The 26,192-nt window shown below is 65.9% G+C and carries 29 protein-coding genes; 8 read left to right on the top strand and 21 right to left on the bottom strand.

Going from position 1 to position 26,192, the window contains the following annotated elements:
* Positions 1-12: 12 nt before the first annotated feature.
* The 6 genes from ABD050_RS07115 to ABD050_RS07140 are packed head-to-tail and all read right to left on the bottom strand — an operon-like array spanning position 13 to position 5,972.
* On the bottom strand, positions 13-1,560 hold the full coding sequence (locus ABD050_RS07115; protein ID WP_343888558.1) for a sensor histidine kinase: 1,548 nt from the start codon (positions 1,558-1,560) through the stop codon (positions 13-15).
* Between the two features lie 22 nt (positions 1,561-1,582).
* A complete protein-coding gene (gene ssb / locus ABD050_RS07120; protein ID WP_343888559.1) occupies positions 1,583-2,122 on the bottom strand; it encodes a single-stranded DNA-binding protein in 540 nt (179 codons plus the stop codon).
* 10 nt (positions 2,123-2,132) lie between these two features.
* Entirely contained in the window at positions 2,133-3,995 is a 1,863-nt protein-coding gene (gene feoB, locus ABD050_RS07125; RefSeq protein ID WP_343888560.1) for a ferrous iron transporter B, read from the bottom strand.
* Between the two features lie 12 nt (positions 3,996-4,007).
* Entirely contained in the window at positions 4,008-4,280 is a 273-nt protein-coding gene (locus ABD050_RS07130) for a FeoA family protein (RefSeq protein ID WP_343888561.1), read from the bottom strand.
* A 60-nt stretch (positions 4,281-4,340) separates the two neighbouring features.
* Positions 4,341-5,003, bottom strand: a complete 663-nt coding sequence (locus tag ABD050_RS07135; RefSeq protein ID WP_343888562.1) for a COQ9 family protein — start codon at positions 5,001-5,003, stop codon at positions 4,341-4,343.
* 18 nt (positions 5,004-5,021) lie between these two features.
* Entirely contained in the window at positions 5,022-5,972 is a 951-nt protein-coding gene (locus tag ABD050_RS07140) for a DMT family transporter (protein ID WP_343888563.1), read from the bottom strand.
* 57 nt (positions 5,973-6,029) lie between these two features.
* Between ABD050_RS07140 and ABD050_RS07145 the strand changes: the two genes are divergently transcribed.
* The gene (locus tag ABD050_RS07145; RefSeq protein WP_343888564.1) at positions 6,030-7,118 is read left to right on the top strand and encodes an alkene reductase; all 1,089 of its coding nucleotides are present in this window, start codon (positions 6,030-6,032) and stop codon (positions 7,116-7,118) included.
* Between the two features lie 110 nt (positions 7,119-7,228).
* Here ABD050_RS07145 and ABD050_RS07150 read toward each other — a convergent pair whose 3' ends face one another.
* The 9 genes from ABD050_RS07150 to ABD050_RS07190 form a co-directional block, all read right to left on the bottom strand.
* Positions 7,229-8,602, bottom strand: coding sequence for a cytochrome P450 (locus tag ABD050_RS07150; RefSeq protein ID WP_343888566.1), 1,374 nt, complete (start codon positions 8,600-8,602; stop codon positions 7,229-7,231).
* 81 nt (positions 8,603-8,683) lie between these two features.
* The gene (gene ribH / locus ABD050_RS07155; protein ID WP_343888567.1) at positions 8,684-9,103 is read right to left on the bottom strand and encodes a 6,7-dimethyl-8-ribityllumazine synthase; all 420 of its coding nucleotides are present in this window, start codon (positions 9,101-9,103) and stop codon (positions 8,684-8,686) included.
* A complete protein-coding gene (gene ribB, locus ABD050_RS07160) occupies positions 9,103-10,266 on the bottom strand; it encodes a 3,4-dihydroxy-2-butanone-4-phosphate synthase (protein WP_343888568.1) in 1,164 nt (387 codons plus the stop codon). The genes ribH and ribB overlap by 1 nt, the downstream gene beginning before the upstream one ends.
* Positions 10,253-10,861, bottom strand: a complete 609-nt coding sequence (locus tag ABD050_RS07165) for a riboflavin synthase (RefSeq protein WP_343888569.1) — start codon at positions 10,859-10,861, stop codon at positions 10,253-10,255. Before ABD050_RS07165 ends, ribB begins: the two co-directional genes overlap by 14 nt.
* Positions 10,861-11,838, bottom strand: coding sequence for a bifunctional diaminohydroxyphosphoribosylaminopyrimidine deaminase/5-amino-6-(5-phosphoribosylamino)uracil reductase RibD (gene ribD / locus ABD050_RS07170; protein ID WP_343888570.1), 978 nt, complete (start codon positions 11,836-11,838; stop codon positions 10,861-10,863). The genes ABD050_RS07165 and ribD overlap by 1 nt, the downstream gene beginning before the upstream one ends.
* 23 nt (positions 11,839-11,861) lie before the next feature.
* A complete protein-coding gene (locus tag ABD050_RS07175; RefSeq protein ID WP_343888571.1) occupies positions 11,862-12,182 on the bottom strand; it encodes a hypothetical protein in 321 nt (106 codons plus the stop codon).
* Between the two features lie 84 nt (positions 12,183-12,266).
* Complete coding sequence (locus ABD050_RS07180) at positions 12,267-12,923, bottom strand: energy transducer TonB (protein WP_343888572.1); 657 nt, start codon at positions 12,921-12,923, stop codon at positions 12,267-12,269.
* Between the two features lie 110 nt (positions 12,924-13,033).
* Positions 13,034-14,362 carry a glutamate--tRNA ligase gene (gltX, locus tag ABD050_RS07185; protein ID WP_343888573.1) on the bottom strand — a complete coding sequence of 443 codons (1,329 nt, stop codon included), beginning with the start codon at positions 14,360-14,362 and terminating at the stop codon, positions 13,034-13,036.
* 42 nt (positions 14,363-14,404) lie between these two features.
* The gene (locus ABD050_RS07190) at positions 14,405-14,701 is read right to left on the bottom strand and encodes a hypothetical protein (RefSeq protein ID WP_343888574.1); all 297 of its coding nucleotides are present in this window, start codon (positions 14,699-14,701) and stop codon (positions 14,405-14,407) included.
* A gap of 194 nt (positions 14,702-14,895) precedes the next feature.
* On the opposite strand from ABD050_RS07190, the gene ABD050_RS07195 reads away from it, so the two are divergent.
* A complete protein-coding gene (locus tag ABD050_RS07195; RefSeq protein WP_343888575.1) occupies positions 14,896-15,462 on the top strand; it encodes a hypothetical protein in 567 nt (188 codons plus the stop codon).
* 157 nt (positions 15,463-15,619) lie between these two features.
* Complete coding sequence (locus ABD050_RS07200; protein ID WP_343888576.1) at positions 15,620-16,555, top strand: ribose-phosphate pyrophosphokinase; 936 nt, start codon at positions 15,620-15,622, stop codon at positions 16,553-16,555.
* Positions 16,556-16,604: 49 nt separating this feature from the next.
* Here the strand turns inward: ABD050_RS07200 and ABD050_RS07205 are convergent, their stop codons facing one another.
* The 3 genes from ABD050_RS07205 to ABD050_RS07215 form a co-directional block, all read right to left on the bottom strand.
* On the bottom strand, positions 16,605-16,850 hold the full coding sequence (locus tag ABD050_RS07205) for a hypothetical protein (RefSeq protein WP_343888577.1): 246 nt from the start codon (positions 16,848-16,850) through the stop codon (positions 16,605-16,607).
* A 239-nt stretch (positions 16,851-17,089) separates the two neighbouring features.
* A complete protein-coding gene (locus tag ABD050_RS07210; protein WP_343888578.1) occupies positions 17,090-17,839 on the bottom strand; it encodes a sulfite exporter TauE/SafE family protein in 750 nt (249 codons plus the stop codon).
* Positions 17,836-18,369: a sterol desaturase family protein gene (locus ABD050_RS07215; RefSeq protein WP_343888579.1), complete on the bottom strand. Its 534-nt coding sequence runs from the start codon at positions 18,367-18,369 to the stop codon at positions 17,836-17,838. The genes ABD050_RS07210 and ABD050_RS07215 overlap by 4 nt, the downstream gene beginning before the upstream one ends.
* Positions 18,370-18,418: 49 nt before the next feature.
* On the opposite strand from ABD050_RS07215, the gene ABD050_RS07220 reads away from it, so the two are divergent.
* From ABD050_RS07220 to ABD050_RS07240, 5 genes are all read left to right on the top strand, one after another.
* On the top strand, positions 18,419-18,730 hold the full coding sequence (locus ABD050_RS07220) for a hypothetical protein (RefSeq protein WP_343888580.1): 312 nt from the start codon (positions 18,419-18,421) through the stop codon (positions 18,728-18,730).
* Positions 18,731-18,830: 100 nt separating this feature from the next.
* Positions 18,831-20,030, top strand: coding sequence for an ADP-forming succinate--CoA ligase subunit beta (gene sucC, locus ABD050_RS07225; protein ID WP_343888581.1), 1,200 nt, complete (start codon positions 18,831-18,833; stop codon positions 20,028-20,030).
* A 46-nt stretch (positions 20,031-20,076) separates the two neighbouring features.
* Entirely contained in the window at positions 20,077-20,826 is a 750-nt protein-coding gene (locus ABD050_RS07230) for an electron transfer flavoprotein subunit beta/FixA family protein (protein ID WP_343888582.1), read from the top strand.
* Entirely contained in the window at positions 20,823-21,752 is a 930-nt protein-coding gene (locus ABD050_RS07235; RefSeq protein ID WP_343888583.1) for an electron transfer flavoprotein subunit alpha/FixB family protein, read from the top strand. The genes ABD050_RS07230 and ABD050_RS07235 overlap by 4 nt, the downstream gene beginning before the upstream one ends.
* Before the next feature lie 67 nt (positions 21,753-21,819).
* The gene (locus ABD050_RS07240) at positions 21,820-22,356 is read left to right on the top strand and encodes an AAA family ATPase (protein WP_343888584.1); all 537 of its coding nucleotides are present in this window, start codon (positions 21,820-21,822) and stop codon (positions 22,354-22,356) included.
* 10 nt (positions 22,357-22,366) lie between these two features.
* Here ABD050_RS07240 and ABD050_RS07245 read toward each other — a convergent pair whose 3' ends face one another.
* The 3 genes from ABD050_RS07245 to ABD050_RS07255 are packed head-to-tail and all read right to left on the bottom strand — an operon-like array spanning position 22,367 to position 26,111.
* A complete protein-coding gene (locus ABD050_RS07245; protein ID WP_343888585.1) occupies positions 22,367-23,371 on the bottom strand; it encodes a histone deacetylase family protein in 1,005 nt (334 codons plus the stop codon).
* Positions 23,368-24,549 carry a Na+/H+ antiporter NhaA gene (gene nhaA, locus ABD050_RS07250; protein WP_343888587.1) on the bottom strand — a complete coding sequence of 394 codons (1,182 nt, stop codon included), beginning with the start codon at positions 24,547-24,549 and terminating at the stop codon, positions 23,368-23,370. Before nhaA ends, ABD050_RS07245 begins: the two co-directional genes overlap by 4 nt.
* Positions 24,546-26,111 (bottom strand): lysine--tRNA ligase, encoded by a 1,566-nt coding sequence (locus ABD050_RS07255; RefSeq protein WP_343888588.1) that lies wholly within the window; start codon positions 26,109-26,111, stop codon positions 24,546-24,548. The genes nhaA and ABD050_RS07255 overlap by 4 nt, the downstream gene beginning before the upstream one ends.
* Positions 26,112-26,192: the final 81 nt, after the last annotated feature.

Genomic DNA, 26,192 nt, shown 5'->3' on the forward strand with positions numbered 1-26,192 from the left:
ATCATCCTTCAGTCAGCGACGGCTGAAGGCGCTCCGCGGAATCTCGATATTCACGATCAGGCCCTCGGGCCGCCAGTCGCGCGTCAAGGTGCCGCCAAGCTGCCGCACCGCGCTCAGTTCCATCAGCTGCGAGCCGAATCCGGGCGCTGAGACCGGTTCCGAGACACGCGGGCCGCCGCTTTCGACCCATGTCAACGCAACGCCGGCGTCGCTCGGCGCGATGGTGACCGCGATGCGGCCGTGATCGCCGGCAAGAGCGCCATATTTGGTCGCGTTGGTTGCAAGCTCATGGAACAGCAAGGCGAGCGGAGTCGCCGAGCGATCGTCGATCTCGATATCGGCACCGCTGATCATGATGCGTGGCGCATCGGCCGCCTGATAGGGGCGGAAGAGCTCGTCGAGCAGGCCGTGCAGGCTGTTCTGCGCCGCTGAAGGCCGCGATCGCGCACTGTGCGGCCGGACGAAATCATGCGCGCGGCCGAGCGCGGTGATCCGCTCGCGCAGATCCTCGGCGATTCCCTTCATTTCCGGGTTCGCGCGCGCGGCGAAGCCGACCAGTCCGGAGATCACCGCGAAGATATTCTTGATCCGGTGGCTCAGCTCCTGCGCGATGATCTCACGCTCCTCGCTCGCCTCTTTCTGCTCATGGATGTCGGTGCAGGTACCGAACCAGCGAATGATCTTTCCCCATTCGTCGCGCAAGGGGAGTGCCCGGCCGAGCGTCCAGCGATAGGCACCGTCGGCACGGCGCAGCCGATATTCGATTTGATAGGGCTCACCGGTCTCGAGCGAACGGCGCCACGTCTCCCAGGCGTGCGCCTGGTCATCGGGGTGGAACATGCCGTTCCATTCCTCGCCGTCAGTCGATCCCTCCGGCATGCCGGTGAATTCATACCAGCGCGCATTATAATAATCATGATAGCCGTCGGGGAGGGTGGACCACACCATTTGCGGCATCGCGTCGGCGAGCACGCGGAAGCGGTTATGGCTTTCGGTGAGAGCGCGATGAGTGGCGTTCTCGGTCTCGCGCCAGGAGGCGGCGCCGCGGCTGTCGCGAAGCCGCGCCATGACCGCTTCGGCCAGTGTCGCCAGGCCCTGATGCTGAAGCGGGGTCAGCCCCTCGCGCGGCCTGGAGTCGATCACGCAGAGCGAGCCGAGTGGCACGCCCTCATCGGAGATCAGCGGCGCGCCGGCGTAGAAGCGGATGTGGGGCGCGCCCGTGACGAGCGGATTGTCGGCAAAGCGCGGATCAAGAGACGCGTCGGGCACGATCATCACTGCGTCGCCGAGCATCGCAAAGGCACAGAATGACGTTTCGCGCGGCGTCTCGGTGGCGTCGAGGCCGGTTCGCGCCAGAAAGGTCTGACGCCGCTCCTCGACCAGGCTGACCAGCGCAACCGGCGCCTCGCACAAGGCGGCGGCGAAGTCGGTGATCCGGGTCAGTCCACTGGTGTCTCGAAGCGACTCGATATCATGCGCTACCAGTGCCTCGGCGCGGACTGCCTCGTCGATTCGCCAGCCAGATGCAGCGGCCGGTGCGGCCGGAACGATATCCCTCATGCTGATCGAACGCGCGAAAACGTCAGAAGGGTACGTCGTCGTCGAGATCGTCGGCGAAGCTGCTCCGGCCGCTGCTCGCCGGCGCGCCGCCGCCACGGCTCGCACCGCCGCCAAAGCCCGACGATCCGCCGCCGAAATCCTCATTGCCGCCGAAATCGTCGCGCTGGCCGGCACCGCCGCCAAAGCCGCCGCCCGATCCGCCACCGCCGGGCGCGCCGTCAAGCATCGTCAGCACCGAGTTGAAGCCCTGGAGCACGATCTCAGTCGAATATTTGTCCGCGCCCGAGGCATCCTGCCATTTGCGGGTCTGCAGCGCGCCCTCGATATAGACCTTGCTGCCCTTGCGCAGATAGCGCTCGGCGACGTTCGCCAGGCCTTCATTGAAGATCGCGACCGAATGCCATTCGGTCTTTTCCTTGCGCTCGCCGGTATTCTTGTCCTTCCACGTCTCGGACGTGGCGATCCGCAGATTCACCACCTTGCCGCCATTCTGGAACGAACGGCTCTCCGGGTCCCGCCCGAGATTGCCCACCAGGATCACCTTGTTGACGCTGCCCGCCATAGTCTTCTTCCTACAATCCGAGTGCCACGGCGGCCCAATAAGTCGCCCCTGCTGCGATGTAGGCGAGCGCGAACAAATAGCCAACCATGAAGGCCGGCCATTTCCACCCATTGGTTTCGCGCCTGGTGACGGCGATGGTCGAGATGCATTGCGGCGCAAACACGAACCACATCAGGAAGGCGAGCGCGGTCGGCAGGCTCCACTGCGCCTTGAGGTTCCTGGCCATCGCCGCGCCGCCGGCATCGCTTTCCGGGTTGTCGATCGCATAGACGGTGCCGATCGCCGCCACCGCCACCTCGCGCGCCGCCATCGCCGGGATCAGGGCGAGCGCGATGTCGCGGTTGAAGCCGATCGGCTTCACCACCACCGCCACGCCATTGGCGATCCGCCCGGCGATCGAATAATTGACCTGCGACACCTTGCTGCCTTCGGGCACCTGCGGGAAGCTCAGCAGCACCCACAATATCACGGTGGTCGTCGCGATGATCGTACCTGCGCGCTTGAGGAAGATCATCGCCCGGCCCCAGAGCCCGAGCAGCACGTCGCCGAGCCGCGGCCACTGATATTTCGGCATCTCCATCATGAAGCCCGACGAGGCGCCCTTGGTCACCGTCTTGCGCAGGACAAGCGCGGCGACATAGGCGCCGGCGATGCCGATCAGCAACAGGGCGAACATCACCAGCCCCTGCAGCCCCACGAACGGCAGCACCTTGGTATCGGGAATGAAGGCGCCGATGACGAGCGTATAGACCGGCCAGCGCGCTGAGCAGGTCATCAGTGGCGCGATCAGGATCGTCGTCAGCCTGTCCTTCTCGTCCTCGATGGTGCGCGTCGACATGATGCCCGGCACCGCGCAGGCGAAGGAGGAGAGCAGCGGGATGAAAGCGCGGCCCGACAGGCCGACCGTCGCCATCATCCGGTCCATCAGGAAGGCGGCCCGGACCATATAGCCCGACGCCTCGAGCAGCAGGATGAAGAAGAACAGGATCAGGATCTGCGGCAGGAAGGTGATCACCGCGCCGACGCCGGCAATGATGCCGTCAGTGATCAGCGAGCGCAGGATGCCCGGCGGCATCGCTTCCTTCACCAGGCCCTGGAGCGCGGCGAAGCCGGTGGTGATTGCGTCCTGCGGCACCGTCGCCCAGGAAAACACCGCCTGGAACATCACGAACAGGATGGTGAAGAGCAGCACCAGGCCCCAGACCGGATGCAGCGCGACCGAGTCGATCGCGTGGCTCCAGCGCCGCACCGGCGTCTCGGATACGGTCGCGGCAAGCGCGATCATGCGCGCACGGCGCTGGAGGGTGACGATATCCTCACCGATATGGCCTTCGCTCGGCCGCACCCGGATCGGGCCGCTGCCGATCACGCCGGCCAGCGCCGCCTTCAGCTCTTCGAGCCCGCGCCGCCGCACTGCGACGGTCGGAATCACCGGCACGCCCAGCTCAGCCGCAAGCCGCGCCGGGTCGAGCACCAGCCCGTCGCGCTCGGCGAGGTCGAACATGTTGAGCGCGACCACGATCGGCAGTCCGAGCGCGATCAGCTGAAGCGTGAAGCGCAGGTGATTGTCGAGATTGGCGGCGTCGACGACGACGACCAGCGCATCGGGCAGGCGCTCGCCCGCCTGGGTGCCGGTCACCACGTCGCGGGTCACGCGCTCGTCAGGGCTCGAGGGCTCCAGGCTGTAGGCGCCGGGCAGGTCGACCAGTTCGACCGGACGACCGTCAGCCAGCGCGAGCCGCCCCGAATGCCGCTCGACCGTCACGCCCGGATAGTTGCCGACCTTCTGGCGTGCGCCCGTCAGGGCATTGAACAGGGCGCTCTTGCCGGCATTGGGATTGCCGACCAGCGCCACCAGCGGGGCAGCGTTCACGGGTGGTTCGATCTATCCGGCGAGCGGGGAAACATGGATCGCGCCGGCAACCGCACGGCGCAACGCGACGGTCATCCGGCCGATTCGGCAGGCGATTGGTCCCTTGCCGAGCGTCGCGCGGTGCAGCACCTCGACACCCACGCCTTCGTCAAAGCCGAGTTCGCGCAGCCGCCGCGCTTCCGGCACGCTCAGTGCAGCCCAATCGACCGATGCGACGGTGGCGCGCTGGCGTTGCGGCAGCGATTCGAGGCTGGGGAGCATCATCACAGGCGAGGACATATCCATGCTGCGAGTGATTATCAATAACTATTGGCCAGGCAATGAGTAAATATACGCATTGTGCCTTTACACGACCGGATACCGCAGCCGCCCGATAAAGCGCGAGAGGCTCGGCATATGCTCGGTTCGGGCGACGAACCCCGCCTTGGTCTTTTCGAACCGCATGATCCCCTCGATCCGCCGGGCGAGGAAGGCGCTTGTATCGGCGTGGCCCGCGCTCTCGTCATCGAGAAAGACGGTGATCGTCGCTGCATAGACGCCGGCGAGGATCGCGCGCTTGGTATAATGATTATAGTCGGTCGCGGTGTCGCCGGCTGCGCGCCACATCAGGTCGGCGGCATGCCAGCCGAGCTTTGCCCCATGGACCAGGTTCTGCGGCAAGGCGAGGATCGCGAGCGCCCGGCGTAGCGCCTCGCGATTCGGCCCGATCGCGGCGAGGCGCGCCTCGACCAGCGCGGTGATCTTCGCGCGGATCTTCATTGTCGCGAGCCTTTCGGGCGGCAGCGCCTCGACCATGGCGCGATCGATCTCCGCAAACCATGCGTCGATCATGTCGACCGCCCCTCCGGGGAAGGCGACCGCCGCCACATCGCGGTCGAGGCCTGCGGCGTCGGCAGCGGCATCGCGGGCGCCGTCCCCCCAGCCATCAAAGGCGGCATTGGCGGCAATACCCGCGGCGAGCCCTTCGCGAATCTCGTCGAGCGTCGGGTCCTGGGGCAGGGCGGCCATCTGAAATCTCCTCGGACTCTATCTAGGCTCGCCGTCCACCGGCGCAAGCGTCGGGGTCTGGCGGACCAGAACCAGGGCAATCGCCACCAGCGCGGCACCGATCAGATCGGCAGCGCCAAGGCGCTCGCCATAGACGACCCAGCCGACGCTCGCCGCGACTGCCGGCTGGACGAGCAGCGCAATGCCGACCACCAGCGGCGAGAGCTGGCCGAGCGCATAGATCAGCAGCGTCTGGCCGAACACCTGGCTGACCAGGGCGAGTGCGATCAGCGGCGTCCAGTCATGCGGCCAGATCCGGTCTCCCATCACGAGGGCAAGCGCCAACAGCGGCAGGACGCTCGCGCTGGTCGCGAGCGCAAGCGCCGGCAGCGGCGCCATCGCGCGGCGCACGCGCGCCATGAAGATGAAATAGAAAGTGTAGAGCAGCCCGGCGAGCAGGCAGAGCAGGTCGCCGACAAGGTGGCGCGGCTCGAGCTGGTAGGATCTGCCCATCAGCAGCGCCGCGCCCACCCCGGCCATTGCCAGCGCGATCCCCTGGGTTCGCGACGGCCAGGCCCGGATCGCGAGGAAGCCGTAGATCGGGAAGAACAATGTCGCCGAATTGCCGAACAGCGTCGCGTTGGCGAGCGTCGTCTTCAGGATACCGATATGCCAGCTGCCGAGATCGGCCGCGAAGCACAGGCCGGCCAGCGCGAACGCAGCGAGCAGCCCGCGCCCGACCTTTTCCGGACGCCACCCGCTCGCCAGCGAGAGGCCGAGCAGCACCGGCGTCGCCAGTGCGATCCGCCAGAAGCCCGAGGCGACCGGGCCGGTATCGGCAAGCCGCACGAACCAGGAGCCGAAAGCAAGCGCGACATTGGCGACGATCAGCGCCACGAACGCCAGGCGGTGCGCGCCGGGGTTTTGCGCCAGGCGTGAGCCGGGATTTGGTGACGGCACAGTTTTTCTTGGGGCTGCAGGCTGGTGCATGCCGCCCCTTAGCGCTCTATGTCGAGGCCGTCAGGTAGCAAAAGGAAACTAGTTTTCATGCCCACGCTCTTCGATCCGATCAGCTTCGGTGCGATCGCTGCGCCCAACCGGGTTGTGATGGCGCCGCTCACCCGCGGCCGCGCGACCCGCGAGCATGTCCCCCAGCCGCTGATGGCCGATTATTATGCGCAGCGCGCGAGCGCGGGGCTGATCATCACCGAAGCGACCGGCATCTCCCGCCAGGGGCTCGGCTGGCCCTTCGCGCCCGGACTCTGGACCGATGAGCAGACCGAGGCCTGGAAGCCGATCGTCGCCGCGGTCCATGCGGCAGGCGGGCGCATCGTCGCGCAGCTCTGGCATATGGGCCGGATCGTCCATTCGAGCATCGGCGGCGCCCAGCCCGTGTCCTCCTCGGCGACCACCGCGCCGGGCCAGGCGCACACTTATGACGGCAAGCAGGATTATGAGGAAGCGCGGCCGCTCAGGCTCGACGAATTCCCCGGCCTGCTCGACGATTATGAGCGCGCGACGAAGAATGCGAAGGTTGCGGGTTTCGACGGGGTCCAGATCCACGCCGCGAACGGCTATCTGATCGACCAGTTCCTGCGCGACAATTCGAACTTCCGGACGGACGATTATGGCGGTCACCCCGAAAACCGCATCCGCCTGCTTCGCGAAGTGACCGAGCGCGTCGCCGGGGTCATCGGCGCTGATCGCACCGCGGTTCGTCTGTCGCCCAACGGCAATTCACAGGGTGTCAAGGACAGTAATCCCGAGGCTGTGTTCGTTCCCGCCGCAAAGGCGCTCGCCGAGATCGGCATCGCCTTTCTCGAATTGCGCGAGCCCGGCCCTGACGGCACGTTCGGCCGCTCCGATCAACCAAGGCTCTCGCCCGAGATCCGCCAGGTTTTCCCGGGGCCGCTGGTGCTCAATTCGGATTATCTTGGCGACACCGCGCAAGCGGCGCTCGATTCGGGCGTGGCGGATGCGATCAGCTTCGGCCGCACCTTCCTCGCCAATCCCGATCTGCCCGAACGGTTGCGCACGGGCGCGCCACTCAACCCGGATAATATGGCGACCTGGTACAGCCAGGGGCCTGAGGGCTATATCGATTACCCCACGCTGGAGAGCGTCGCGGCGGAATAGTCTATCCGTCACCCCGGACTTGTCCGAAGTCCACCGTGCCGCATAACCAGGCGTCGATGCCCTGCGGTACGGTGGATGCCGGAACAAGTCCGGCATGACGTTGCGGGTCGCTACCCCAACGGTACGAATCGTACCGGCAACCCATCCTTCGGCCGGGGGATGGGCCAGGCCTGCCATTCAGCGCCCGAACCCTCGTCGAGCTCGATCCGGTAGCGGCTCAGCAACTGGACCATCAGGATGCGGATCTGCATCGTCGCGAAATGCAGGCCGATGCACATATGCGCGCCGCCGCCGAACGGCACCCAGGCATATTTATGCCGGCCCTTGCTCTCCTCGGGCGTGAATCGCATCGGATCGAAACTGTGCGGGTCCGGCCAATGCTCGGGCATCTTGTGAGTGAAGGCGGGGCTGACCCCGACCATCGTGCCGGCCGGGATGTGAAAGCCGCCAAACTCGAAATCGCGCACCGCGCGTCGCGGCAACGACGGCACCGGCGGGATCAGCCGCAGGGCTTCCTTGAAGGCGTATTCAGTCAGCACCAGCCGGTCGAGCTGGCCATAAGGCAGCCCGGCATCGTCGTTCAGGCCGAGCCCGGCAATCTCCTCGCGGAGCTTGTCCTGCCATTCGGGGTTGCGGCCAAGCAGCATGACGAGGCTGGTCGCCGACGAGGTGATCGTGTCGTGCGCGGCCATCATCAGGAAATTCATGTGGTCGGCGATCGCGTCGTCGGAGAGCGGCTGCCCCGCCTCGTCGGTCGCGCGGCAGAATTGCGAAAAGAAATCATGCCCGTCACCGACCCGCCGCCTCGGAATCTCGCGCCTGAACAGGTCGATCAGATAGGCCCGCGCCTTCACGCCCTTGCGCATCGGCGTGCCGGGCAGCGGAAGGCGGATCGCCGCGATCGTCGCCTGCACCTCGTCGACGAATGCCTGGTTGACCCGGTCGGCCTCGGGCCCGAGCGGCATGCCGAGGAAGCTGTCGGCGGCAAGGTCGAGCGTCAGCGCCTTGATCGCGTCGTAGAAGCGCATCGGGCGGTTGGCCCAGCCGCTCACGGTGCGGGTGATGCCCGCATTCAGCGCCTCGGCATAATGGCGCATCGGCTCGGGCTTGAACGCGACTGACATCACCTTGCGGTCGGCGCGGTGCTTGTCGAAATCCATCAGCATCAGCCCGCGCGGGAAGAGCAGGTTGAGCATCGGGCCCCAGCCCTGTTCGGACGAGAAGATCTTGTCGCGGTCGAACAATACCAGCTCGTTCGCATCGGCGCCCATCAGCGTGACGGACGGGCCGCCAAAGGCGTTGTTGCGATAAACCGGTCCGTAAAGCTTCACCATCCGGTGCCCGAACCCGACCGGATCGCGCAGCAGCTTCAGCGTGTTGCCGATAAAGGGCAGCCCGTTCTCGCCGGGAATCGCCGAGATCGCCACCGGCTTTTGCCGCGGCAGCCAGTGCGGGTTAGCCTTGAAACTATGCGCCAGCGCCATCCCGGATCTCCCTTACTTACATCCGTATAAGTAAGGGCGGTCCCGGCCTCAACCGACTTCAGCCCCCGACCCGCGCGAATCTCAGCCGAAGCGCTGTTTCAGCGCGAGCATCGCCAGCGCGGCCTTCGCCGCTTCGCCGCCCTTGTCCTTCTCGGTCCGACGCGCCCGGGCGAGCGCCTGCGCCTCGTTCTCGACGGTCAATATGCCGTTGCCGATCGCCACGCCATCCATGGACAGCGCCATCAGACCGCGCGCGCTTTCCCCCGCGACGATCTCGAAATGATAGGTCTCGCCGCGGATCACCACGCCGAGCGCGACAAAGGCGTCGTAGCGCCCGCTCTCGGCCGCCAGCGCGACGGCAGCGGGAATCTCGAGCGCACCGGGCACGGTGATCGTCTCATGCGCATGTCCCGCATCCTCGATCGCGGCGCGTGCGCCCTCGAGCAGGAGATCGTTGAGATGGTCGTAGAAGCGTGCCTCGACGATCAGCAGCTTCGCCATCATTCGCCTCCGGTGCCGGGAATCGCCCGCTCGCCGACGATCGACAGGCCATATCCATCGAGCCCGACCAGGGTATGGTGCGTGTTGGTCAGCAAAATCATGTCCTGCACGCCGAGTTCGGCCAGGATCTGCGCGCCGACGCCGTAATCGCGCAATTCATTGGCCTCGGGCGTGCCGAGATTCTTGCCTTCGGTGCGCAGCCTGATGATCCGGGTCATCGAATCCTTCATCGGCCGGTTGATCACGACGATCACGCCCGCTCCCTCGGCGGCGATCGCCTCCATCGAATGCGACAGCAGCCCCGACCGCGCCGATTCCTCGCCGAACGCGTCAGCGAACATCGACAGGCTGTGCATCCGCACCAGGGTCGGCTTGTCGGGGTCGATCCTGCCCTTCACCAGCGCCACCTGCTCGTCGCCGGTCGCCTTGTTGAAGAAGGTCATTGCCTTCCAGTCGCCGCCCCACCGGCTGTGGAACATGGTCTCGGCACGCTTCTCGACGAGATGGTCATGGCGGCGGCGATAGGCGATGAGGTCGCGGATCGTGCCGATCTTGAGATTGTGGAGCTGGGCGAAGGCGACGAGATCGTCGAGGCGCGACATCGTCCCGTCCTCGTTCATGATCTCGCAGATCACGCCCGACGGGTTGAGCCCGGCGAGCCGCGACACATCGACCGCTGCCTCGGTATGGCCGGCGCGCACCAGCACCCCGCCGTCGCGCGCGACCAGCGGAAAGACATGGCCGGGCGTCACGATCTCGTCGCGGCCCTTCGACGAATCGATCGCGACCGCGACGGTCCGCGCCCGGTCGGCGGCTGAAATGCCGGTCGTGACCCCGTCACGCGCCTCGATCGAGACGGTGAAGGCGGTCTCGTGCCGCGTGCCATTGTGGCGGCTCATCAGGTCGAGCCCAAGCTCGTCGACCCGCTTCTTGGAGAGCGCGAGGCAGATCAGCCCGCGACCATGCTTCGCCATGAAGTTGATCTTCTCCGGCGTCGCCATCTGCGCCGGGATGACGAGGTCGCCCTCATTTTCGCGGTCCTCGTCATCGACCAGGATGAACATCCGGCCGTTGCGGGCCTCGTCGATGATTTCCTCGGGGGAAGAGAGGAAGCCGTGGCGAAGCCGGGCCAAATCTCCGCTGCGGGGCTCAGGCTTTTGCACGATAATGCTCCATGCGTTGCAGGTAGCGGGCGAGCACGTCGATCTCGATATTGATCGGGTCGCCGGCCGCGAGGCTGCCGAAAGTGGTGACCGAAGCGGTATGCGGGATGATGTTGACGCCGATGGTGACGCCATGCGGCCCATCCTCGACTTCGTTGACGGTCAGCGAGACGCCGTCGAGCGTGATCGATCCCTTGGGCGCGACGAAGGGGGCGATCTCCGGCCCGGCCGTGATTCGCACCCGGTGCGATCCGCCTTCCTCGACGACCGAGACCACTTCGCCGATGCCGTCGACATGGCCGGTGACGATATGGCCTCCCAGCTCTTCGCCCAGCCGCAGCGCGCGTTCGAGGTTGAGGCGGCGGCCGGCAGTCCATTGCCCCTGCGCGGTACGGCTGATGGTCTCGCCCGAGACATCGACCGCGAACCAGCCCGGCCCCTTGTCGACCACCGTCAGGCACACGCCCGAACAGGCGATCGACGCGCCGAGGTCGATCGTGGCGGTGTCGTAGCTGGTCACGATTCGCACGCGCGTATCCGCCAGTGCCTCGACTCGCCCGATCGTGCCGATATCAGTGATGATGCCTGTAAACATTAAGCGGGTTCCCTGACGCGCTCGTAAACCTCGACCCGGTCGCTGCCAAGCCGCCGCGCATCATGGAGATTCCAGCGGCCATGCGCCTCCGCAAGGTTCGCCAGGCCGATATCGGGCAGCGTCCGCCCGCCACCGATCAGGATCGGCGCGCGGTAGAGGAGCAGGCGGTCGACCAGGTCGGCCGACAGAAACGCGGCGGCGGTGGATGCGCCGCCCTCGACGAAGAGATGATCGACGCCGTCGAGGTCTGCGATGTCTGCGGGAGAGGTCAGAACCTTCCAATTCCCGGCGCGCCCGCCTTTGGCCGGCTGAAAAGAATGGTCATGTGACAGCACCCACCGCTCCGGACTCCGTCCTTCCAATCCGGCGAGCCGCACGTCGAGCGCCGGCGCATCGGCCTCCAAGGTCCCGCGCCCGACCAGGATCGCCTCGTGGCGCGCCCGCTCGAGATGGGCATGCGCCCGTGCCTCGGGTCCGGTGATCCAGCGGCTCGATCCGTCCGCCCGGGCGACGGCGCCGTCGAGCGACATGGCGAGCTTCAGCGTCACGAGCGGCCGGCCGTGGAAATAACGGGTCAGGAACCCGGCCATCGTCCGCCGCGCCTCTTCGGCCCTGACATCCGTCACGACCTCGATCCCGGCGCCGCGCAACCGCGCGATCCCGCTGCCGTCGGTCCGGCTGTCGGGATCGCCGGTCGCGATCACCACCCGGGCCACCCCCGCCGCGACCAGCAGGTCGGCACAGGCCGGCCCGCGCGCCGATTCGTGCGCGCAGGGTTCGAGGATCGTGTAGCAAGTCGCGCCGCGCGACTTGGCGGCCGCTTCGGCAAGCGCCATCGCCTCGGCATGCGGGCGCCCGCCAGGCTGAGTCCAGCCACGCCCCGCGACGCGGCCGTCCTGCACGATCACGCAACCGACATTGGGGTTGGGCGCCGTCAGGCCGCGGCCACGCTCGGCGAGGGCCAGTGCCGCCCCCATCCAGCCGACGTCGCTGCGCGGGTTCAGATGCCGTACTTCTTCAGATTGTCGTCGATTCGCTTCCAGGCCGCCTGGTTGTCGGCCTCGCGCTTCTTCTCGGCTTCTTCGCGCTTGGTCTGTTCGGGCGCGTCGAGCTTTTGCTGGGCGATGATTTCGGCATCGGTCCGGTTCGCCGGCCATTGCTGCACATAGATGATGACCGGGCGCCTGTCCTTCACGATCTTCGTATCGTGAATCATGTAGAACATGATCGTCCAGGTGATCGCGACCGAAAGCGCCAGGAACACAAGCTCATGCTTGCGCCGCTGCGACAGGAAGAGGCGCAGATCCCGGATAGCCCGCATCGGAGCAAAGTAGCGCAGGAAGTTCATACCCGCGAAGATAGGCCCGGGCGGGGCCGGATGCCAGCCCCGCCCGATCCCGGGCATTTATTCGTCTTTCAGCACGAAGCTGACCGACATCGTCCGCCATGCCTCGACGGGCGCGCCGTCGCGCGTGCCGGGCTTGAAGCGCCATTTCTCGAGCGCGCGGCGCTGGGTCGCGGCGAAGAACTCGTCGCTCGTCGCGCTGATCCGCTCGACCTGCTTCACCCGGCCGTCGGTGCCGATCAGGACGCGGACCGTCACCCGGCCCTCATGCTCGGCGCGGCGCTCGCCGAGCGGATATTCAGGCTGGAAGACGCCGGCGAAACGCTTGTCGACCTCCGGCCCGACAATGACCGGCGGCGCCTTGACCGGCTCGAAGACGGTGCCCGTTCCCACGGTGGGGGTGGGCGGAAGGGAGGGGCCAGTATTGATGGCGACTTCGATTGGTGTGTCGCTGTGCACGATCGGGTCGGGTGCCACCGGCTTGGCGACGGGCGTCGCCTGAACCGGATGCTTGATGGTTGGGGTGGGCTCGGGATTGGGCGGTGGGGGTGGTGGAAGCGGGATATTCCTGCCTTCCAGGACAACGTCAATTGTTCGTACGAAATGCGGGGCGGCAAACGCGACCAGCCCGGCAACGATCGTCCCGTTCAGGGCCACCGCCAGCGCCATGCTGCGGGGGTCGAGCTTCATGCGCCGCGAATATTTGTCAGCATACATCGCCTGTCTCCATCAAACTCCATGGTGGTGGCCGGGTCTTGTGCCCATGCTCAATAGCGATGATACAACATAACTACAGAGATACAAGATATCATTTCAGGCGTGGTTCATCAGGTCTTGCCGAGGCGTTCGATCGCGCGGTCGCGGCCGATCAGGGGCAGCAACGTCTTCATGTCCGGGCCATGGTCGAGCCCGGTCAGCGCCCGCCGGAGCGGCAGGAACAGGGATTTGCCGCTACGCCCCGAACTTGCCTTGAGCGCTCCGGTCAGCGCGTGCCAGGGGTCGCCGCTCCAGTCTATCCCGGCGGCGAGTCGTGCCGCCTCGCCCAGAAAGTTGCGGTCGGCCGGGTCGATATCGGCATCGATCGGCCCCTCGATTACCTGCCACCAGTCAGCGGCCTCGGCCAGTGTCGAAAGATTGGGGCGCACTGCTTCCCACCCGGCGCGGCCCATCCCCGCCGGGAGCTGCGGCGCAACCCGGTCGAAATCGAGCTGATGGATGATCCGCGCATTGAGCGCCGCCAGTTCGGCCTCGTCGAACCGCGCCGGCGCTCGTCCGAACCGCCCGAAATCGAAGGTCTCGATCAGCGTGGCGGTATCGATCAACGGCTCGACTGGCAGGCTGGTGCCGATTCGCGCCAGCAGCGCCCGCACCGCCTCGGGTTCGATCCCCGCCTCGCGGAACGACTCGACGCCGACCGAGCCGAGCCGCTTCGAAAGCTTGCCCTCGCTGCCGACCAGCAAGGCCTCATGGGCAAAGGCCGGGGGCGGGCTGCCGAGCGCGGCGAACATCTGCAGCTGAAGCGCCGTGTTCGACACATGGTCCTCGCCGCGCACGACATGAGTCACCCCCATCTCGGCATCGTCGATCGCTGACGGCAGCATATAGAGCCATGAGCCGTCGGCGCGGCGGATGACGGGGTCGCTCATCGTCGCCGGATCGAAACGCTGATGGCCGCGGATCAGGTCGTCCCACTCGATCGGCGCTGCATGGTCGAGCTTGAAGCGCCAATGGGGGCTGCGCCCTTCCGCCTCGAACGCAGCCCGCTCCGCATCGCCCAGCGCGAGCGCAGCCCGGTCATAGACCGGCGGGAGTCCGCGCCCCGCCGCGATCTTGCGCTTCAGGTCGAGTTCCTGCGCGGTCTCATAGGCGGGATAGACATGGCCGGCCTCGCGCAACGCAGCAAACCGCGCCTCGTACAGCGCGAACCGGGCCGATTGGCGCTCCTCGCCATCCGGATTGAGCCCGAGCCAGGCGAGATCGGCCCGGATCGCATCAACGAAGCGTTCCTCGCTCCGCTCGGCATCGGTATCGTCGATCCGCAGCACGAACCGTCCGCCGGCCTGCTGCGCCCAAAGCCAGTTGTGCAGCGCGGTTCTGATATTGCCGACATGCAGCTGCCCGGTGGGCGAGGGCGCGAAACGGGTAAGAATGGTCATGCCAGCGCCTGTACCCCTCGCAACTGGCGGCAACAACCACCGCTACACTGCGGTGTGACGGATGATCCATTGCGGACGGCCTTCCGGGTTCAGTTCGATATCGGGAACGGCGATCGGGTCGCGACCGGTCTCCACCCACCCCGCGCCCGAGCACCGGTCGCAGATCGTGCGGGAGCATCGGAAGCTCACCAGGTCGATCTGGGTGTTCCATTGCCCATGGCCCTTGCAGACCGGGCAGGGCGCATCGAGCGTGCCGTTGCGGGGCTGGAGCGGGACATTGTCGAAGGCATGCTGGCTTTCCGGGCCCGTGCAGCTGACGACGTTACTGGCATGCGGCATCGAATCGACCTTTCAAGCCGCACTGCAACGTGTCGGGCCCGTGTCGGATCCGATCTCGCGGAACGGTCCCGGCGGCAAGTGCCGAAATGCACGGCACCGAATGCCGCCGCCCCGCCGACGCCGAGCGCCCGAGCCCGGCTTCACAGCCGCCGCGGCGGCTATCCGGCGCGCGCCGCCCGCAATATGAACCGGCCATGATGGCTGATTATCTGATTTTCTTCATGATCGTGCTTGGCGTGAACCTGATGCCGGCGTTCGGGCCGCCCACCTGGTCGATCATCGTCCTGTACGGCCTCAATACCAAGCTGCCTGTCCCCGCCCTTGTCCTCATCGGCGCGTTGGCAGCCGCTTCCGGCCGGTTCCTTCTCGCACACGGCTTCCGCCTGCTCGCTGGTCGCCTGCCGGAGAAGATGAAGCGCAATCTCGCCGCGGCACGCGAGGCGCTCGGGCAGCGCAAGCGAAACGCGATCCTCGGCCTCGGCCTGTTCGCGCTCTCGCCGGTTCCGTCGGCGCAGCTTTTCGAAGCCGCCGGCCTGACCAGGGTCAGCCTGCTCCCCTTCACCGCCGCCTTCTTTGTCGGCCGTGTCGTGTCCTATTCGATCTACGCCGTCTCGGCCCAGCATATCCGCGAATCGAGCATCGGAGACGCCTTCCGCCGCAGCCTCACCAACCCACTCGGCATCGCGCTGCAGCTTGCGATGCTCGGCCTGCTGGTCGCGCTCAGCCAGATCGACTGGGAGAAGCATCTGCGCCGGAAGTGACGATGTCTTGAACCTGGCGATCGGTACGTGGCGCATGGCCAGTCTGCGGCCGATATCAGTGCCGGAATCTCCCGATACCGCAACGCCGTGCCCGGTGGCCATTGCGTTCGAAAGTCGTGGAGCTAAGGGGATGCAAGGATCAGGCGGGACGCGCAGCATGAAATTGATGACCGGCAATTCAAACCTCCCGCTGGCGCGTGCGGTATCCGAGTATCTCGAAATCCCGCTGACCAATGCCAGCGTCCGCCGCTTCGCCGACGAGGAGGTGTTCGTCGAGATCCAGGAGAATGTCCGCGGCGAGGATGTGTTCGTCCTGCAATCTACCGGCTTTCCCGCCAACGACAATCTCATGGAATTGCTGATCTGCATCGATGCGCTGCGCCGCGCCTCGGCCCGGCGGATCACCGCCGTGATTCCCTATTTCGGCTACGCCCGGCAGGATCGCAAACCAGGACCGCGCACCCCGATCTCGGCCAAGCTCGTCGCCAATCTGATCACCGTCGCCGGCGCCGACCGCGTGCTGTCGGTCGATCTCCATGCCGGGCAGATCCAGGGCTTCTTCGATATCCCGACTGACAATCTCTACGGCGCGCCGGTGATGTCGGCCGATATCCAGACCCGCTTCGGCGATCGCAACATCATGGTCGTCTCGCCCGATGTCGGCGGCGTGGTCCGCGCCCGCGCGCTGGCCAAGCGCCTCGACAATGCCCCGCTCGCGATCGTCGACAAGCGCCGCGAGCGCGCCGGCGAATCCGAGGTGATGAACATTATCGGCGAGGTCGAGGGCCGCTTCTGCATCCTGATCGACGACATCGTCGATTCGGCCGGCACCCTCTGCAACGCAGCCGCGGCGCTCAAGGAGGCCGGCGCCGAGGGCGTCGTCGCCTATGTCACCCACGGCGTGCTGTCGGGCGGCGCGGTCGCGCGCGTCGAGGGCTCGGTGCTCGAGGAACTCGTCATCACTGATTCAATCGGCCAGCATGACGTGGTGAAGGATGCCAGGCGAATCCGTTTGCTCACGATCGCGCCGTTGATCGGCGAAGCGATCAAGCGGATTGCCGACGAAACCTCGGTGTCGTCGCTCTTTGATTAGAGCGGCATGCGTGAACCCTGATCAGGCGATCAGGATGGATCGGTTTGATTCAACCCCGAGAGAGAGTGTGGAAAGAGCGCGAGCGGGCGGGATGCTGTCCCGCCGCCGCCCTGCTCTTTGACATGACCGGTTTTTCCAACGGGCGGGCCGCCATTCCCCAGGCCCGCTGTTCCCGCTGTTCCGCCGCTGTTATCGTCGCTGTTCCCCCGCTGTTATCCCGCTGTTCCTGAATAACAGCGGGATGGCCGGTAAAGCGTTGATAATGAACGGTGAAATCGAGCACAAAATCCAACATAACAGCGGCGAAAATAAAAAAGTTGCGATAACAGCGGGGAACAGCGGGAATCGGGATCGCGGCCGGGTCCGCGCGATCGATTTTGTGGCGAAAAGGACGGCAGTGCCGCTTCCGGGGCCGCAAAATTATTCAAGTCACTGATCAGTCGATCACCAGTAACGTAGCGGCACTCGTTGCTTTAGATTTGGTATAATGACCATAAAAATCAGACCAAATCTCTGGTGAGACTGCTCTTTACCTCAAGAAATTGCGTCCCAGGCCAGTTTCACGCCGACCAATATCATCAACGCGTAGATGGCGGTGTAGAAACGGGCAGGCGAAACCCGCCGCACCAGCCACACCCCGGCAAAGGTCGAGGCGATCGCCACCGGCAGCAAGGTCGCCGCCGCCAGCATCGTGTCGCGGCTGAATTGCCCGAGCGCCCAGTAAGCGGGCACCTTCAGCCAGTTGGTCGCAGCGAAGAAGATCGCGGTGGTGCCGACCAGCACGTCGCGCGGCAGGCGCTTTGGCAGCACCCAGATCTGGAAGGGCGGCTGTCCGGCATGCGCGATCTGGCTGGTGAAACCGGAAGCGACCCCGAACAGCGTCCCGACCCAGCCCGGCGACGTGGCCGGTGCCGCCAGCGCCCCGCCCCGGTCGGCCCACAGACGATAGGCACCGAACAGGATCGAGATCGCGCCGACCACGCCGAGCACTGCCGCTTCGGGCACGCGCGCGGCGAAATACCAGGCGAGCCCGATGCCGATCACCGATCCGGGCAGCATCCAGGCGAGCACATGTCCGTCCCAGCTCTTCCTGAATGCCCACACGCCGACGACGTCCTGCACGATCAGGATCGGCAACAGGATCGCCGCCGCCCGCACCGGCGAGATCGCCAGCGCAAGCAGCGGCAGGGCCAGCGCGCCAAGGCCCGCGAACCCGCCCTTCGACAGGCCAAGCAACGTCACCGCCGGAATGGCGAGCGCGTAGAAGAGCGGCGATTCGTTCAATCGAGCGGCGCGCCCCGCCCTGCCGGCGCATTTTGTCCGGCCGGCGCGCGCACCCCGGCGCGCTCGCGGCGCTTGAGTTCGGCCTTGAGCGCCTCGGGCTTGGGCGCCCAGAGAAAGCCGAAGCTCACATTGCCCGCCTTGGTCTCTACGACATGGTGAAGCCGGTGGGCCTGGATGATCCGCTTCATATAGCTGGATTTGGGCAGATAGTGGTGGTCGAGCCTTTTGTGGACGATCACGTCATGGAAGCCGAAATAGATTGCGCCATAGCCAGCGATCCCCGCGCCGATCCAGGTGCAGCCCGGCCACCAGCCGAGCTGCACGCCGCCGAGCAGCAGAATGAAGGAAGGGACCGCAAAGATCGCGGCATAAAGGTCGTTCAGCTCCCAGTTGCCGGCGCGGGGCCTATGATGGCTTTCATGGAGGAACCAGCCCGGCCCGTGCATCACCCAGCGGTGTGCGACATAAGCGAATCCCTCCATCAGGACGATGGTCGCGATGAACAGGATAAGGCCGGTTTGCCAGTGCATGCGGCCCGATATAGCGGCAGCGTGGCGCGGTTGCACGAAAGGTATGGACATGCGTGGCATTTTACCGGCCGGCCTCGTGCTGGCCCCCCTGCTGGCGCTCGCCGCCTGCTCGACCCCCGAGCAGATGACCAGGGCCGGGCTTGAAAGCGCCGGCATTCCTAAGCCGATGGCCGGCTGCATGGCGCACCGCATGGTCGATCGCCTGTCGCTGCTCCAGCTCAGGCGGCTGGCGGGGCTCGGCAAGGCAGGGGAGTCGAAGTCGGTCGATCAGTTCCTCTACCGGGTCCGCTCGCTGAACGATTCGAAGATCGTCGGCGTGACGACCAGTTCCGCGGCGCTCTGCGCGCTCGGTGTCGGCTAACCGCACCGCCGGGGCGAAGCTGGTCAGGCGGGGGTGGATTCGCCGCGCACGCTGTGCTTAAGGCGTCCGCATCCCCGATCTTCGAAAGGCTCGCGCCCTCATGAACATCCACGAATATCAGGCCAAGGAGCTTCTCGCGAAGTTCGGTGTCCCCGTGCCCGCCGGTTTCGCCGCCATGAGCGCTGACGAAGCGGTCGAGGCAGCCGCCAAGCTCCCCGGGCCGCTTTACGTGGTGAAAGCCCAGATCCATGCCGGCGGACGCGGCAAGGGCAAGTTCAAGGAACTCGGCCCCGATGCCAAGGGCGGCGTCCGGCTGGCGAAGACCGCTGACGAGGTTCGCGCGGCGGCGAACGACATGCTCGGCAACACCCTCGTCACGGTGCAGACCGGCGAGCATGGCAAGCAGGTCAACCGCCTCTACGTGACCGACGGCGTCGACATCGCCAAGGAATTCTACCTCGCCCTCCTCGTCGATCGCGTCAGCGGCCGAGTCGCCCTGGTCGCTTCGACCGAAGGCGGCATGGACATCGAGACGGTAGCCCACGACACGCCCGAGAAGATCCACAGCTTCGCCGTCGATCCCGCAACCGGCTTCATGCCACATCACGGCCGTGCGGTCGCCAATGCGCTTGGGCTGAAGGGCGATCTCGCCAAGCAGGCCGCCAATGTGTCGGCAAAGCTGTACGACGCCTTCATGGGCACTGACGCAGCGCAGATCGAGATCAACCCGCTCGCGCTCACCACTGACGGCAAGCTGATGGTGCTCGATGCCAAGGTCGGCTTCGATTCGAACGCGCTGTTCCGCCACAAGGACCTGCTCGCGCTCCGCGACGAGACCGAAGAGGACCCTTCGGAGCTCGAAGCGTCGAAGTACGACCTCGCCTATATCAAGCTCGACGGCGATATCGGCTGCATGGTCAACGGCGCCGGCCTCGCCATGGCGACGATGGACATCATCAAGCTCAACGGCATGTTCCCGGCCAACTTCCTCGATGTCGGCGGCGGCGCCAACAAGGAGAAGGTGACGGCCGCGTTCAAGATCATCCTTGCCGATCCGGCAGTGAAGGGCATCTTGGTCAACATCTTCGGCGGCATCATGAAGTGCGACATCATCGCCGAGGGCATCGTCGCGGCGGCGAAGGAAGTGAATCTGTCGGTGCCGCTCGTGGTCCGGCTCGAAGGCACCAATGTCGAGGAGGGCAAGAAGATCCTGTCCACCTCGGGTCTCGCCATCGTGCCGGCCAATGATCTGGGCGATGCTGCCCGCAAGATCGTCGCCGAGGTGAAGAAGGCGGCCTGAACCTCTTTCCTCCCCGGGAAGCGTTCAGACACAGGAGTGGATTGCAATGAAGGTGCTGGTCCCGGTCAAGCGTGTGCTTGACTATAACGTAAAGCCCCGCGTGAAGGCTGACGGCACGGGCGTGGATCTTGCCAACGTCAAGATGAGCATGAACCCGTTCGACGAGATCGCGGTCGAGGAAGCCATCCGCCTGAAGGAAAAGGGCGTGGTCACCGAGATCGTCGCAGTCTCGATCGGCGAGCAGAAAGCCCAGGAAACGCTCCGCACCGCGCTCGCCATGGGCGCTGACCGCGCAATCCTGGTCGTCTCGGAAGAGAAGGTCGAGCCCCTGGGCGTCGCCAAGCTGCTCGCCAAGATCGCCGAGGAGGAAAAGCCTGATCTGATCATCCTGGGCAAGCAGGCGATCGACGACGACAACAACCAGACCGGCCAGATGCTTGCCGGCCTGCTCGGCTGGGGCCAGGGCACCTTCGCGAGCGCGGTCGTCGTCGCCGACGGCGTCGCCAAGGTCACGCGCGAAGTCGATGGCGGCTCGGAGACCGAGGATCTGAAGCTCCCGGCGATCGTCACCACCGATCTGCGCCTCAACGAGCCGCGCTATGCGAGCTTGCCCAACATCATGAAGGCCAAGTCGAAGCCGATGGCGCAGAAGACGCCGGCCGATTACGGCGTCGACGTCGCGCCGCGGTTGACGACGCTGAAGGTGGTCGAGCCCGCCAAGCGCGTGGCCGGGGTCAAGGTCGCCGATGTCGACGAACTTGTGGCAAAGCTCAAGGCGATGGGAGTCGCGAAATGAAGACGCTCGTCTGGGTCGAACATGACGGCACGGCCGTCAAGGACGCAACGCTCGCCGTGGTCACCGCCGCGTCGAAGCTCGGCGAAGTGCATCTGCTGGTCGCCGGCCAGGGCGTCGATGGCGTCGCCGCTGAAGCCGCGAAGATCGCCGGCGTCGGCAAGGTCCATGTCGCCGACGACGCTGCCTATGCGCATGCGCTGGCCGAGAATGTCGCGCCGCTGATCGTCGAGCTGATGGGGCATCATGATGCGGTGCTGTTCCCGGCAACCTCGAACGGCAAGAACATCGCGCCGCGCGTTGCCGCCCTGCTCGACGTGATGCAGATCAGCGACATCCTCTCGGTCGAGAGCGCCGACACCTTCACCCGGCCGATCTATGCGGGCAATGCCATCGCGACCGTCAAGTCGAAGGACGCCAAGCTGGTCATCACCGTGCGCGGCACCGCCTTTGAAAAGGCAGCGACCAGCGGCGGCTCGGGCACGATCGAGAAGGTCGCTGCGACCGGTGACAAGGGCCTGTCGACCTTCGCCGGTTCGGAGATTGCCAAGTCTGAGCGCCCCGAGCTCACCTCTGCCAAGATCATCGTCTCGGGCGGCCGTGCGCTCCAGAACAGCGAGAACTTCCACTCGATCATCGAGCCGCTCGCCGACAAGCTCGGCGCCGGCGTCGGCGCAAGCCGCGCCGCGGTGGATGCCGGCTATGTCCCCAACGACTATCAGGTCGGCCAGACCGGCAAGATCGTCGCGCCCGAGGTCTATATCGCGATCGGTATCTCCGGCGCGATCCAGCACCTCGCCGGCATGAAGGATTCGAAGACGATCATCGCGATCAACAAGGACGAGGACGCCCCGATCTTCCAGGTTGCCGACATCGGCCTGGTCGGCGATCTGTTCAAGATCGTGCCGGAGCTGACGTCGAAGCTGTAACGGCTAGAGCCGCGGCCGACGGGACGCGGGATTTACTCCCGCGTCGTCGTCTCCCTATGATCCACCCATGGACACCGACCGTCTGTTCGTCATCACCGGCGGTCCGGGCTCGGGCAAGTCGACCCTGATCGAAGCGCTGGCGGTGGCGGGAGTCGCCACCAGCGCCGAGGTCGGCCGCGCCATCATCCGCGAGGAGATGGCAGCGGGCGGTTCTGCCCTCCCCTGGGCTGACGAGCTTGCCTTTGCCGAGCGCATGGTGGTGCGGGAGGTCGCTGCCCATGCCGAGGCGCTCGCCTCCGGGCTGACGGTCGTCCTCGATCGCGGCGTGCCGGATGTCGTCGGCTTCCTGCGCGTGTCCGGTCTCCCGGTCCCGCCGCACATTGATGCGGCGGCGCGCAGCTGCCGCTACAACCCCCATGTCTTCATCGCGCCTTATTGGGATGCGATCTACACCGGCGATCGGGAACGCAGGCAGACGCCAGCCGTCGCCGAGGCGACTCACGCGATCATGGCCGAAACCTATCGCGACTATGGCTATACGCTGATCGAGCTGCCGCGTGTTCCGGTGGCCGAGCGGCTACGGTTCGTCGTGGATCGACTCTGATCAGCGTGGGTCAGAACCCGGCCAGCAGGCTGGTGACATTCGCCCCCAACGCCTCGATCGCATAGCCGCCCTCCATGGCGATCACGGTCGGCCAGCCGCGCCCGGCAATGTCGCGCGCGAGCGTCGTATAATCGGCGGTGGCGAGGCGGAAGAAGGAGATCGGATCGCCCTCCCAGGTATCCGCGCCGAAACTGACGATCAGCAGGTCGGGCCCAAAGCGCGCAATGGCGTCGAGCGCCGCTGTCTGGGCGGCGCGGAAGGCAGCGAGATCCGCCCCCTGCGCGAGCGGCAGGTTGAGCGTCGTACCGGCGCCGTGACCTTCGCCGGTTTCGTCGGCATGGCCCCAGAAAAAAGGATAGTCAGTCGCCGGATCGGCGTGGATCGAGGCGTAGAACACATCGCTGCGCGTCCAGAAAATGTCCTGCGTGCCGTTTCCGTGATGATAGTCGATGTCGAGGATCGCGACCCGCTTCGCGCCGGCATCGCGCGCTGCCTGGGCGGCGATGGCGGCAGTGTTGAGGTAGCAATAGCCGCCGAGATAATCGGCGCCGGCATGGTGGCCCGGCGGACGACACAGGGCAAAGGCAGCGTGGTCTCCCGCCAGCACGGCGTCGAGCGCAGAGAGGACCGATTGCGCACTCCAATAGGCAGCGTCCCAGGTCTCGGCGGTCAACGGTGTCGACGCGTCCAGGCTGTAGCGCCCGGCCAGCGCGTCGATCCGGTCGAGTTTCAACGGGCGGCGGCGGGCGATCGGCCAGATATAGCCGATCACATCGCCCGGCCGCCCCGCGGCGGCCCAGCGCGCGGGGCCGGTCTTCAGGAAATCGAGATAACCCGCATCATGCACCGCGCTGATCGCTGCTTCGCCATGATCGGCGGGCAGGTCGGCGCCGCCGATCGCCGCAAGGATTGCCTCGGCGCGCATCGGCTTCTCGGCGAAATCGGTGAAGCCGCCATTGTGCAGCTCCTTCAGCGGCGCGTGCGCCAGCTGGCGGGGGTCGAAAAAGCGCTTCATGTCTTCGCCCTTGATGAAAAGCGCAGCACGATGAAGCCGGCAGTTGCCGACAGGATCGATCCGACGAGTACCCCGATCTTCACTTCGTCCATCATTGCGCCGTCGCCCGGAAAAGCGAGGCCGCCGATGAACAGGCTCATCGTAAAGCCGATCCCGGCGAGCAAGGCGACGCCATAGATCTGCGCCCAGCTCGCCCCCGCCGGTGCACGCGCGACTCCGAAGCGGACGGCGAGCCTGATGCTGCCGAAAATGCCGATCTGCTTGCCGAAGAACAGCGCAAGGGCGATGCCGAGCACCAGCGGCTCGGCCAGCACGCCCCATGACGACCCGACGAGCGAGACTCCGGCATTGGCGAAGCCGAACAGCGGCACGATCGCATAGGCGACCCAGGGGTTCAGCGCGTGCTCGAGCCGGTGGAGCGGCGAGCGGGCATGGCCACCGCTGCCGATCGGGATCAGCATCGCCGCCACCACGCCGGCGATCGTCGCGTGAACGCCTGACATCAACACCAGCAGCCAGAGCAGGCCGAAGCCGATCAGATAGGGCCAGAGCCGCACGATCCCGAACCGGTTCATCGCGGCCATCCCGCTCGCGACGACCGCCGCGCCCGCCAGAGCGAGCAGCGCAAGCCCATGGCTGTAGAACACGGCGATGATCGCGACCGCGCCCATGTCGTCGACGATCGCGACCGTGGTCAGGAACAGCTTCAGCGAGGGTGGAATGCGCGAGCCGAGCAGCGCCAGCACGCCGATCGCAAAGGCGATGTCGGTCGCCGCCGGGATCGCCCAGCCAGGGCGCAGCGGCGCCGCGCCGCCGGTGATCGCGAGATACAGGATCGCGGGGCAGATCATCCCGGCTGCGGCGGCGATGATCGGCAGCCGCCGGCGCTCGGCACTCGCGAGCTGCCCGTCGGCCAGCTCGCGCTTGATCTCGAGCCCGACCAGCAGGAAGAAGATCGCCATCAGCGCATCATTGATCCACAGATGGACCGTCATCGCGCCGATCGCGGGCGCGATCACCGGCCCGGTCTCGTAATGCAGCAGCCCGAAATAGGCGGCGGCAAGTGGCGAGTTGGCGGCGATCATCGCCAATGCCGCGGCGGCAATCAGCACGATCCCGCCCAGCGCCTCGTTCGCGAGGAAGTCGCGCAGCACCGAGGCGGCGCGCGGGCGGGTCACCGCGCCAGCGCCTCGGCGATCAGCTTGCGCGTATTGTCGATCCCGTAGAGCGCAATGAAGCTGCCCATGCGCGGGCCCTGGCTCGATCCGAGCAGTGTCTCGTAGAGCGCCTTGAACCACTCGCGCAGATTTTCGAAACCGGCGGTCTTGCCGATCTCATAGACGATGTTCTGGATTTCCTCAGCGCTCGCTTCGGTCGGCAATGCGGCGAGATCGGCATCGAGCTGCTCGAGCGCCGCGATCTCGACGCCTTCCGGCGCGCGGCGCTTCAGCGTCGGCGCAACGAAGTCGCGGCCATAGGCGAGCGCATGGCCGATCAGCCGGTCGAGCTCGGGGTACAGCTCGGGCGTCGCATCGGGCACATAATTGGCGAGATAGCCCCAGACCTGCTCCTTGGTCGCATCGCCCATCACCCCGACCAGGTTGAGGAGCAGCCCGAAGGTCACCGGCAATTCGCCGGTCGGCAGCTTGCCGTCATGGATGTGATGGACCGGGTTGCCGAGCTTTTCCTTCAGCTCCTGGCCCGCATAATTGCCGCGGAACTGCCAGTAATCGTCGACCGCACGCGGGATCACGCCCATGTGCAGCGACTTCGCCTTGCGCGGCTCGCGGAAGATATAAAAGGCGAGACTCTCGTCAGGCCCATAGGTTAGCCACTCGTCGAGGCTGAGGCCATTCCCCTTCGACTTGGAGATCTTCTCGCCCTTCTCGTCGAGGAACATCTCATAGTTGAAACCCTCGGGCGGGCGGCCGCCGAGCACACGCGTGATTTTCGAGGACTGAACCACCGAGTCGATCAGATCCTTGCCGGCCATTTCGTAATCGACGCCGAGCGCGACCCAGCGCATCGCCCAGTCGACCTTCCATTGCAGCTTGGCATGGCCGCCGAGGATCGTCTGCTCGATCCGGTCGCCCTCATCCATGAAGGCGATCAGCCCGGCATCGGCATCGATCACCTCGACCGGCACCTGGAGAACCACGCCCGTCTTCGGGCTGACCGGCAGTACCGGCGAATAGGTTGCGCGGCGGTCGGCACCAAGCGTCGGCAGCATCACGTCGAGGATCGCCTGATAATGGCGCAGTACCGACTTCAACGTCTCGTCGAACCGGCCGCCGGCATAATAATCGGTCGAGGAGACGAACTCGTAATCGAAGCCGAACCGGTCGAGAAATTCGCGCAGCAGAGCGTTGTTGTGCGCGGCGAAGCTCTCATGCGTGCCGAACGGATCGGGGATGCGACTGAGCGGCTTGCCGAGATATTCCGCCAGCATCTCCCTGTTGGGGACATTGTCGGGCACCTTGCGCAGCCCATCCATGTCGTCCGAAAAGGCGATCAGCCGCGTCGGCGTGTCGCTGAGCGCATGGAAGGCATTGCGCACCATGGTCGTGCGCAGCACTTCATTGAAGGTGCCGATATGCGGCAGGCCCGAGGGGCCGTAACCGGTCTCGAACAGGATCGGCGCGTCTTTCTTCCCGTCCGGATAGCGCTTGAGCAGCTTGCGCGCCTCTTCATAGGGCCAGGCTTTGGATTCGAGGGCGGCGGCGCGGAGTTCGGTAGTCATGGCGCGGCAGTAGCGCGACGGGGGTTTGGGGACAACATAGGGTCGCCCCGACGCAAGCCGGATACAATGACGGGATTGAGT

Source organism: Sphingomonas oligophenolica, from assembly GCF_039522915.1.
GTDB lineage: Bacteria > Pseudomonadota > Alphaproteobacteria > Sphingomonadales > Sphingomonadaceae > Sphingomonas > Sphingomonas oligophenolica.

Coding starts and splice junctions, on each gene's coding strand:
- ABD050_RS07235 (WP_343888583.1), top strand. CDS start 20,823: ATGAAGACGCTCGTCTGGGTCGAACATGACGGCACGGCCGTCAAGGAC.
- ABD050_RS07165 (WP_343888569.1), bottom strand. CDS start 10,861: ATGTTTACAGGCATCATCACTGATATCGGCACGATCGGGCGAGTCGAG.
- ABD050_RS07150 (WP_343888566.1), bottom strand. CDS start 8,602: ATGGCGCTGGCGCATAGTTTCAAGGCTAACCCGCACTGGCTGCCGCGG.
- ABD050_RS07255 (WP_343888588.1), bottom strand. CDS start 26,111: ATGACTACCGAACTCCGCGCCGCCGCCCTCGAATCCAAAGCCTGGCCC.
- sucC (WP_343888581.1), top strand. CDS start 18,831: ATGAACATCCACGAATATCAGGCCAAGGAGCTTCTCGCGAAGTTCGGT.
- ABD050_RS07195 (WP_343888575.1), top strand. CDS start 14,896: ATGATGGCTGATTATCTGATTTTCTTCATGATCGTGCTTGGCGTGAAC.
- ABD050_RS07220 (WP_343888580.1), top strand. CDS start 18,419: ATGCGTGGCATTTTACCGGCCGGCCTCGTGCTGGCCCCCCTGCTGGCG.
- ribH (WP_343888567.1), bottom strand. CDS start 9,103: ATGGCGAAGCTGCTGATCGTCGAGGCACGCTTCTACGACCATCTCAAC.
- ABD050_RS07140 (WP_343888563.1), bottom strand. CDS start 5,972: ATGCACCAGCCTGCAGCCCCAAGAAAAACTGTGCCGTCACCAAATCCC.
- ABD050_RS07245 (WP_343888585.1), bottom strand. CDS start 23,371: ATGAAGCGCTTTTTCGACCCCCGCCAGCTGGCGCACGCGCCGCTGAAG.
- ABD050_RS07190 (WP_343888574.1), bottom strand. CDS start 14,701: ATGCCGCATGCCAGTAACGTCGTCAGCTGCACGGGCCCGGAAAGCCAG.
- ABD050_RS07135 (WP_343888562.1), bottom strand. CDS start 5,003: ATGGCCGCCCTGCCCCAGGACCCGACGCTCGACGAGATTCGCGAAGGG.
- gltX (WP_343888573.1), bottom strand. CDS start 14,362: ATGACCATTCTTACCCGTTTCGCGCCCTCGCCCACCGGGCAGCTGCAT.
- ABD050_RS07230 (WP_343888582.1), top strand. CDS start 20,077: ATGAAGGTGCTGGTCCCGGTCAAGCGTGTGCTTGACTATAACGTAAAG.
- ABD050_RS07130 (WP_343888561.1), bottom strand. CDS start 4,280: ATGGATATGTCCTCGCCTGTGATGATGCTCCCCAGCCTCGAATCGCTG.
- ABD050_RS07175 (WP_343888571.1), bottom strand. CDS start 12,182: ATGCGGGCTATCCGGGATCTGCGCCTCTTCCTGTCGCAGCGGCGCAAG.
- ssb (WP_343888559.1), bottom strand. CDS start 2,122: ATGGCGGGCAGCGTCAACAAGGTGATCCTGGTGGGCAATCTCGGGCGG.
- ABD050_RS07200 (WP_343888576.1), top strand. CDS start 15,620: ATGAAATTGATGACCGGCAATTCAAACCTCCCGCTGGCGCGTGCGGTA.
- ABD050_RS07180 (WP_343888572.1), bottom strand. CDS start 12,923: ATGTATGCTGACAAATATTCGCGGCGCATGAAGCTCGACCCCCGCAGC.
- ABD050_RS07215 (WP_343888579.1), bottom strand. CDS start 18,369: ATGCACTGGCAAACCGGCCTTATCCTGTTCATCGCGACCATCGTCCTG.
- ABD050_RS07205 (WP_343888577.1), bottom strand. CDS start 16,850: ATGTTGGATTTTGTGCTCGATTTCACCGTTCATTATCAACGCTTTACC.
- ABD050_RS07115 (WP_343888558.1), bottom strand. CDS start 1,560: ATGAGGGATATCGTTCCGGCCGCACCGGCCGCTGCATCTGGCTGGCGA.
- ribD (WP_343888570.1), bottom strand. CDS start 11,838: ATGGGGGCGGCACTGGCCCTCGCCGAGCGTGGCCGCGGCCTGACGGCG.
- ABD050_RS07145 (WP_343888564.1), top strand. CDS start 6,030: ATGCCCACGCTCTTCGATCCGATCAGCTTCGGTGCGATCGCTGCGCCC.
- ABD050_RS07240 (WP_343888584.1), top strand. CDS start 21,820: ATGGACACCGACCGTCTGTTCGTCATCACCGGCGGTCCGGGCTCGGGC.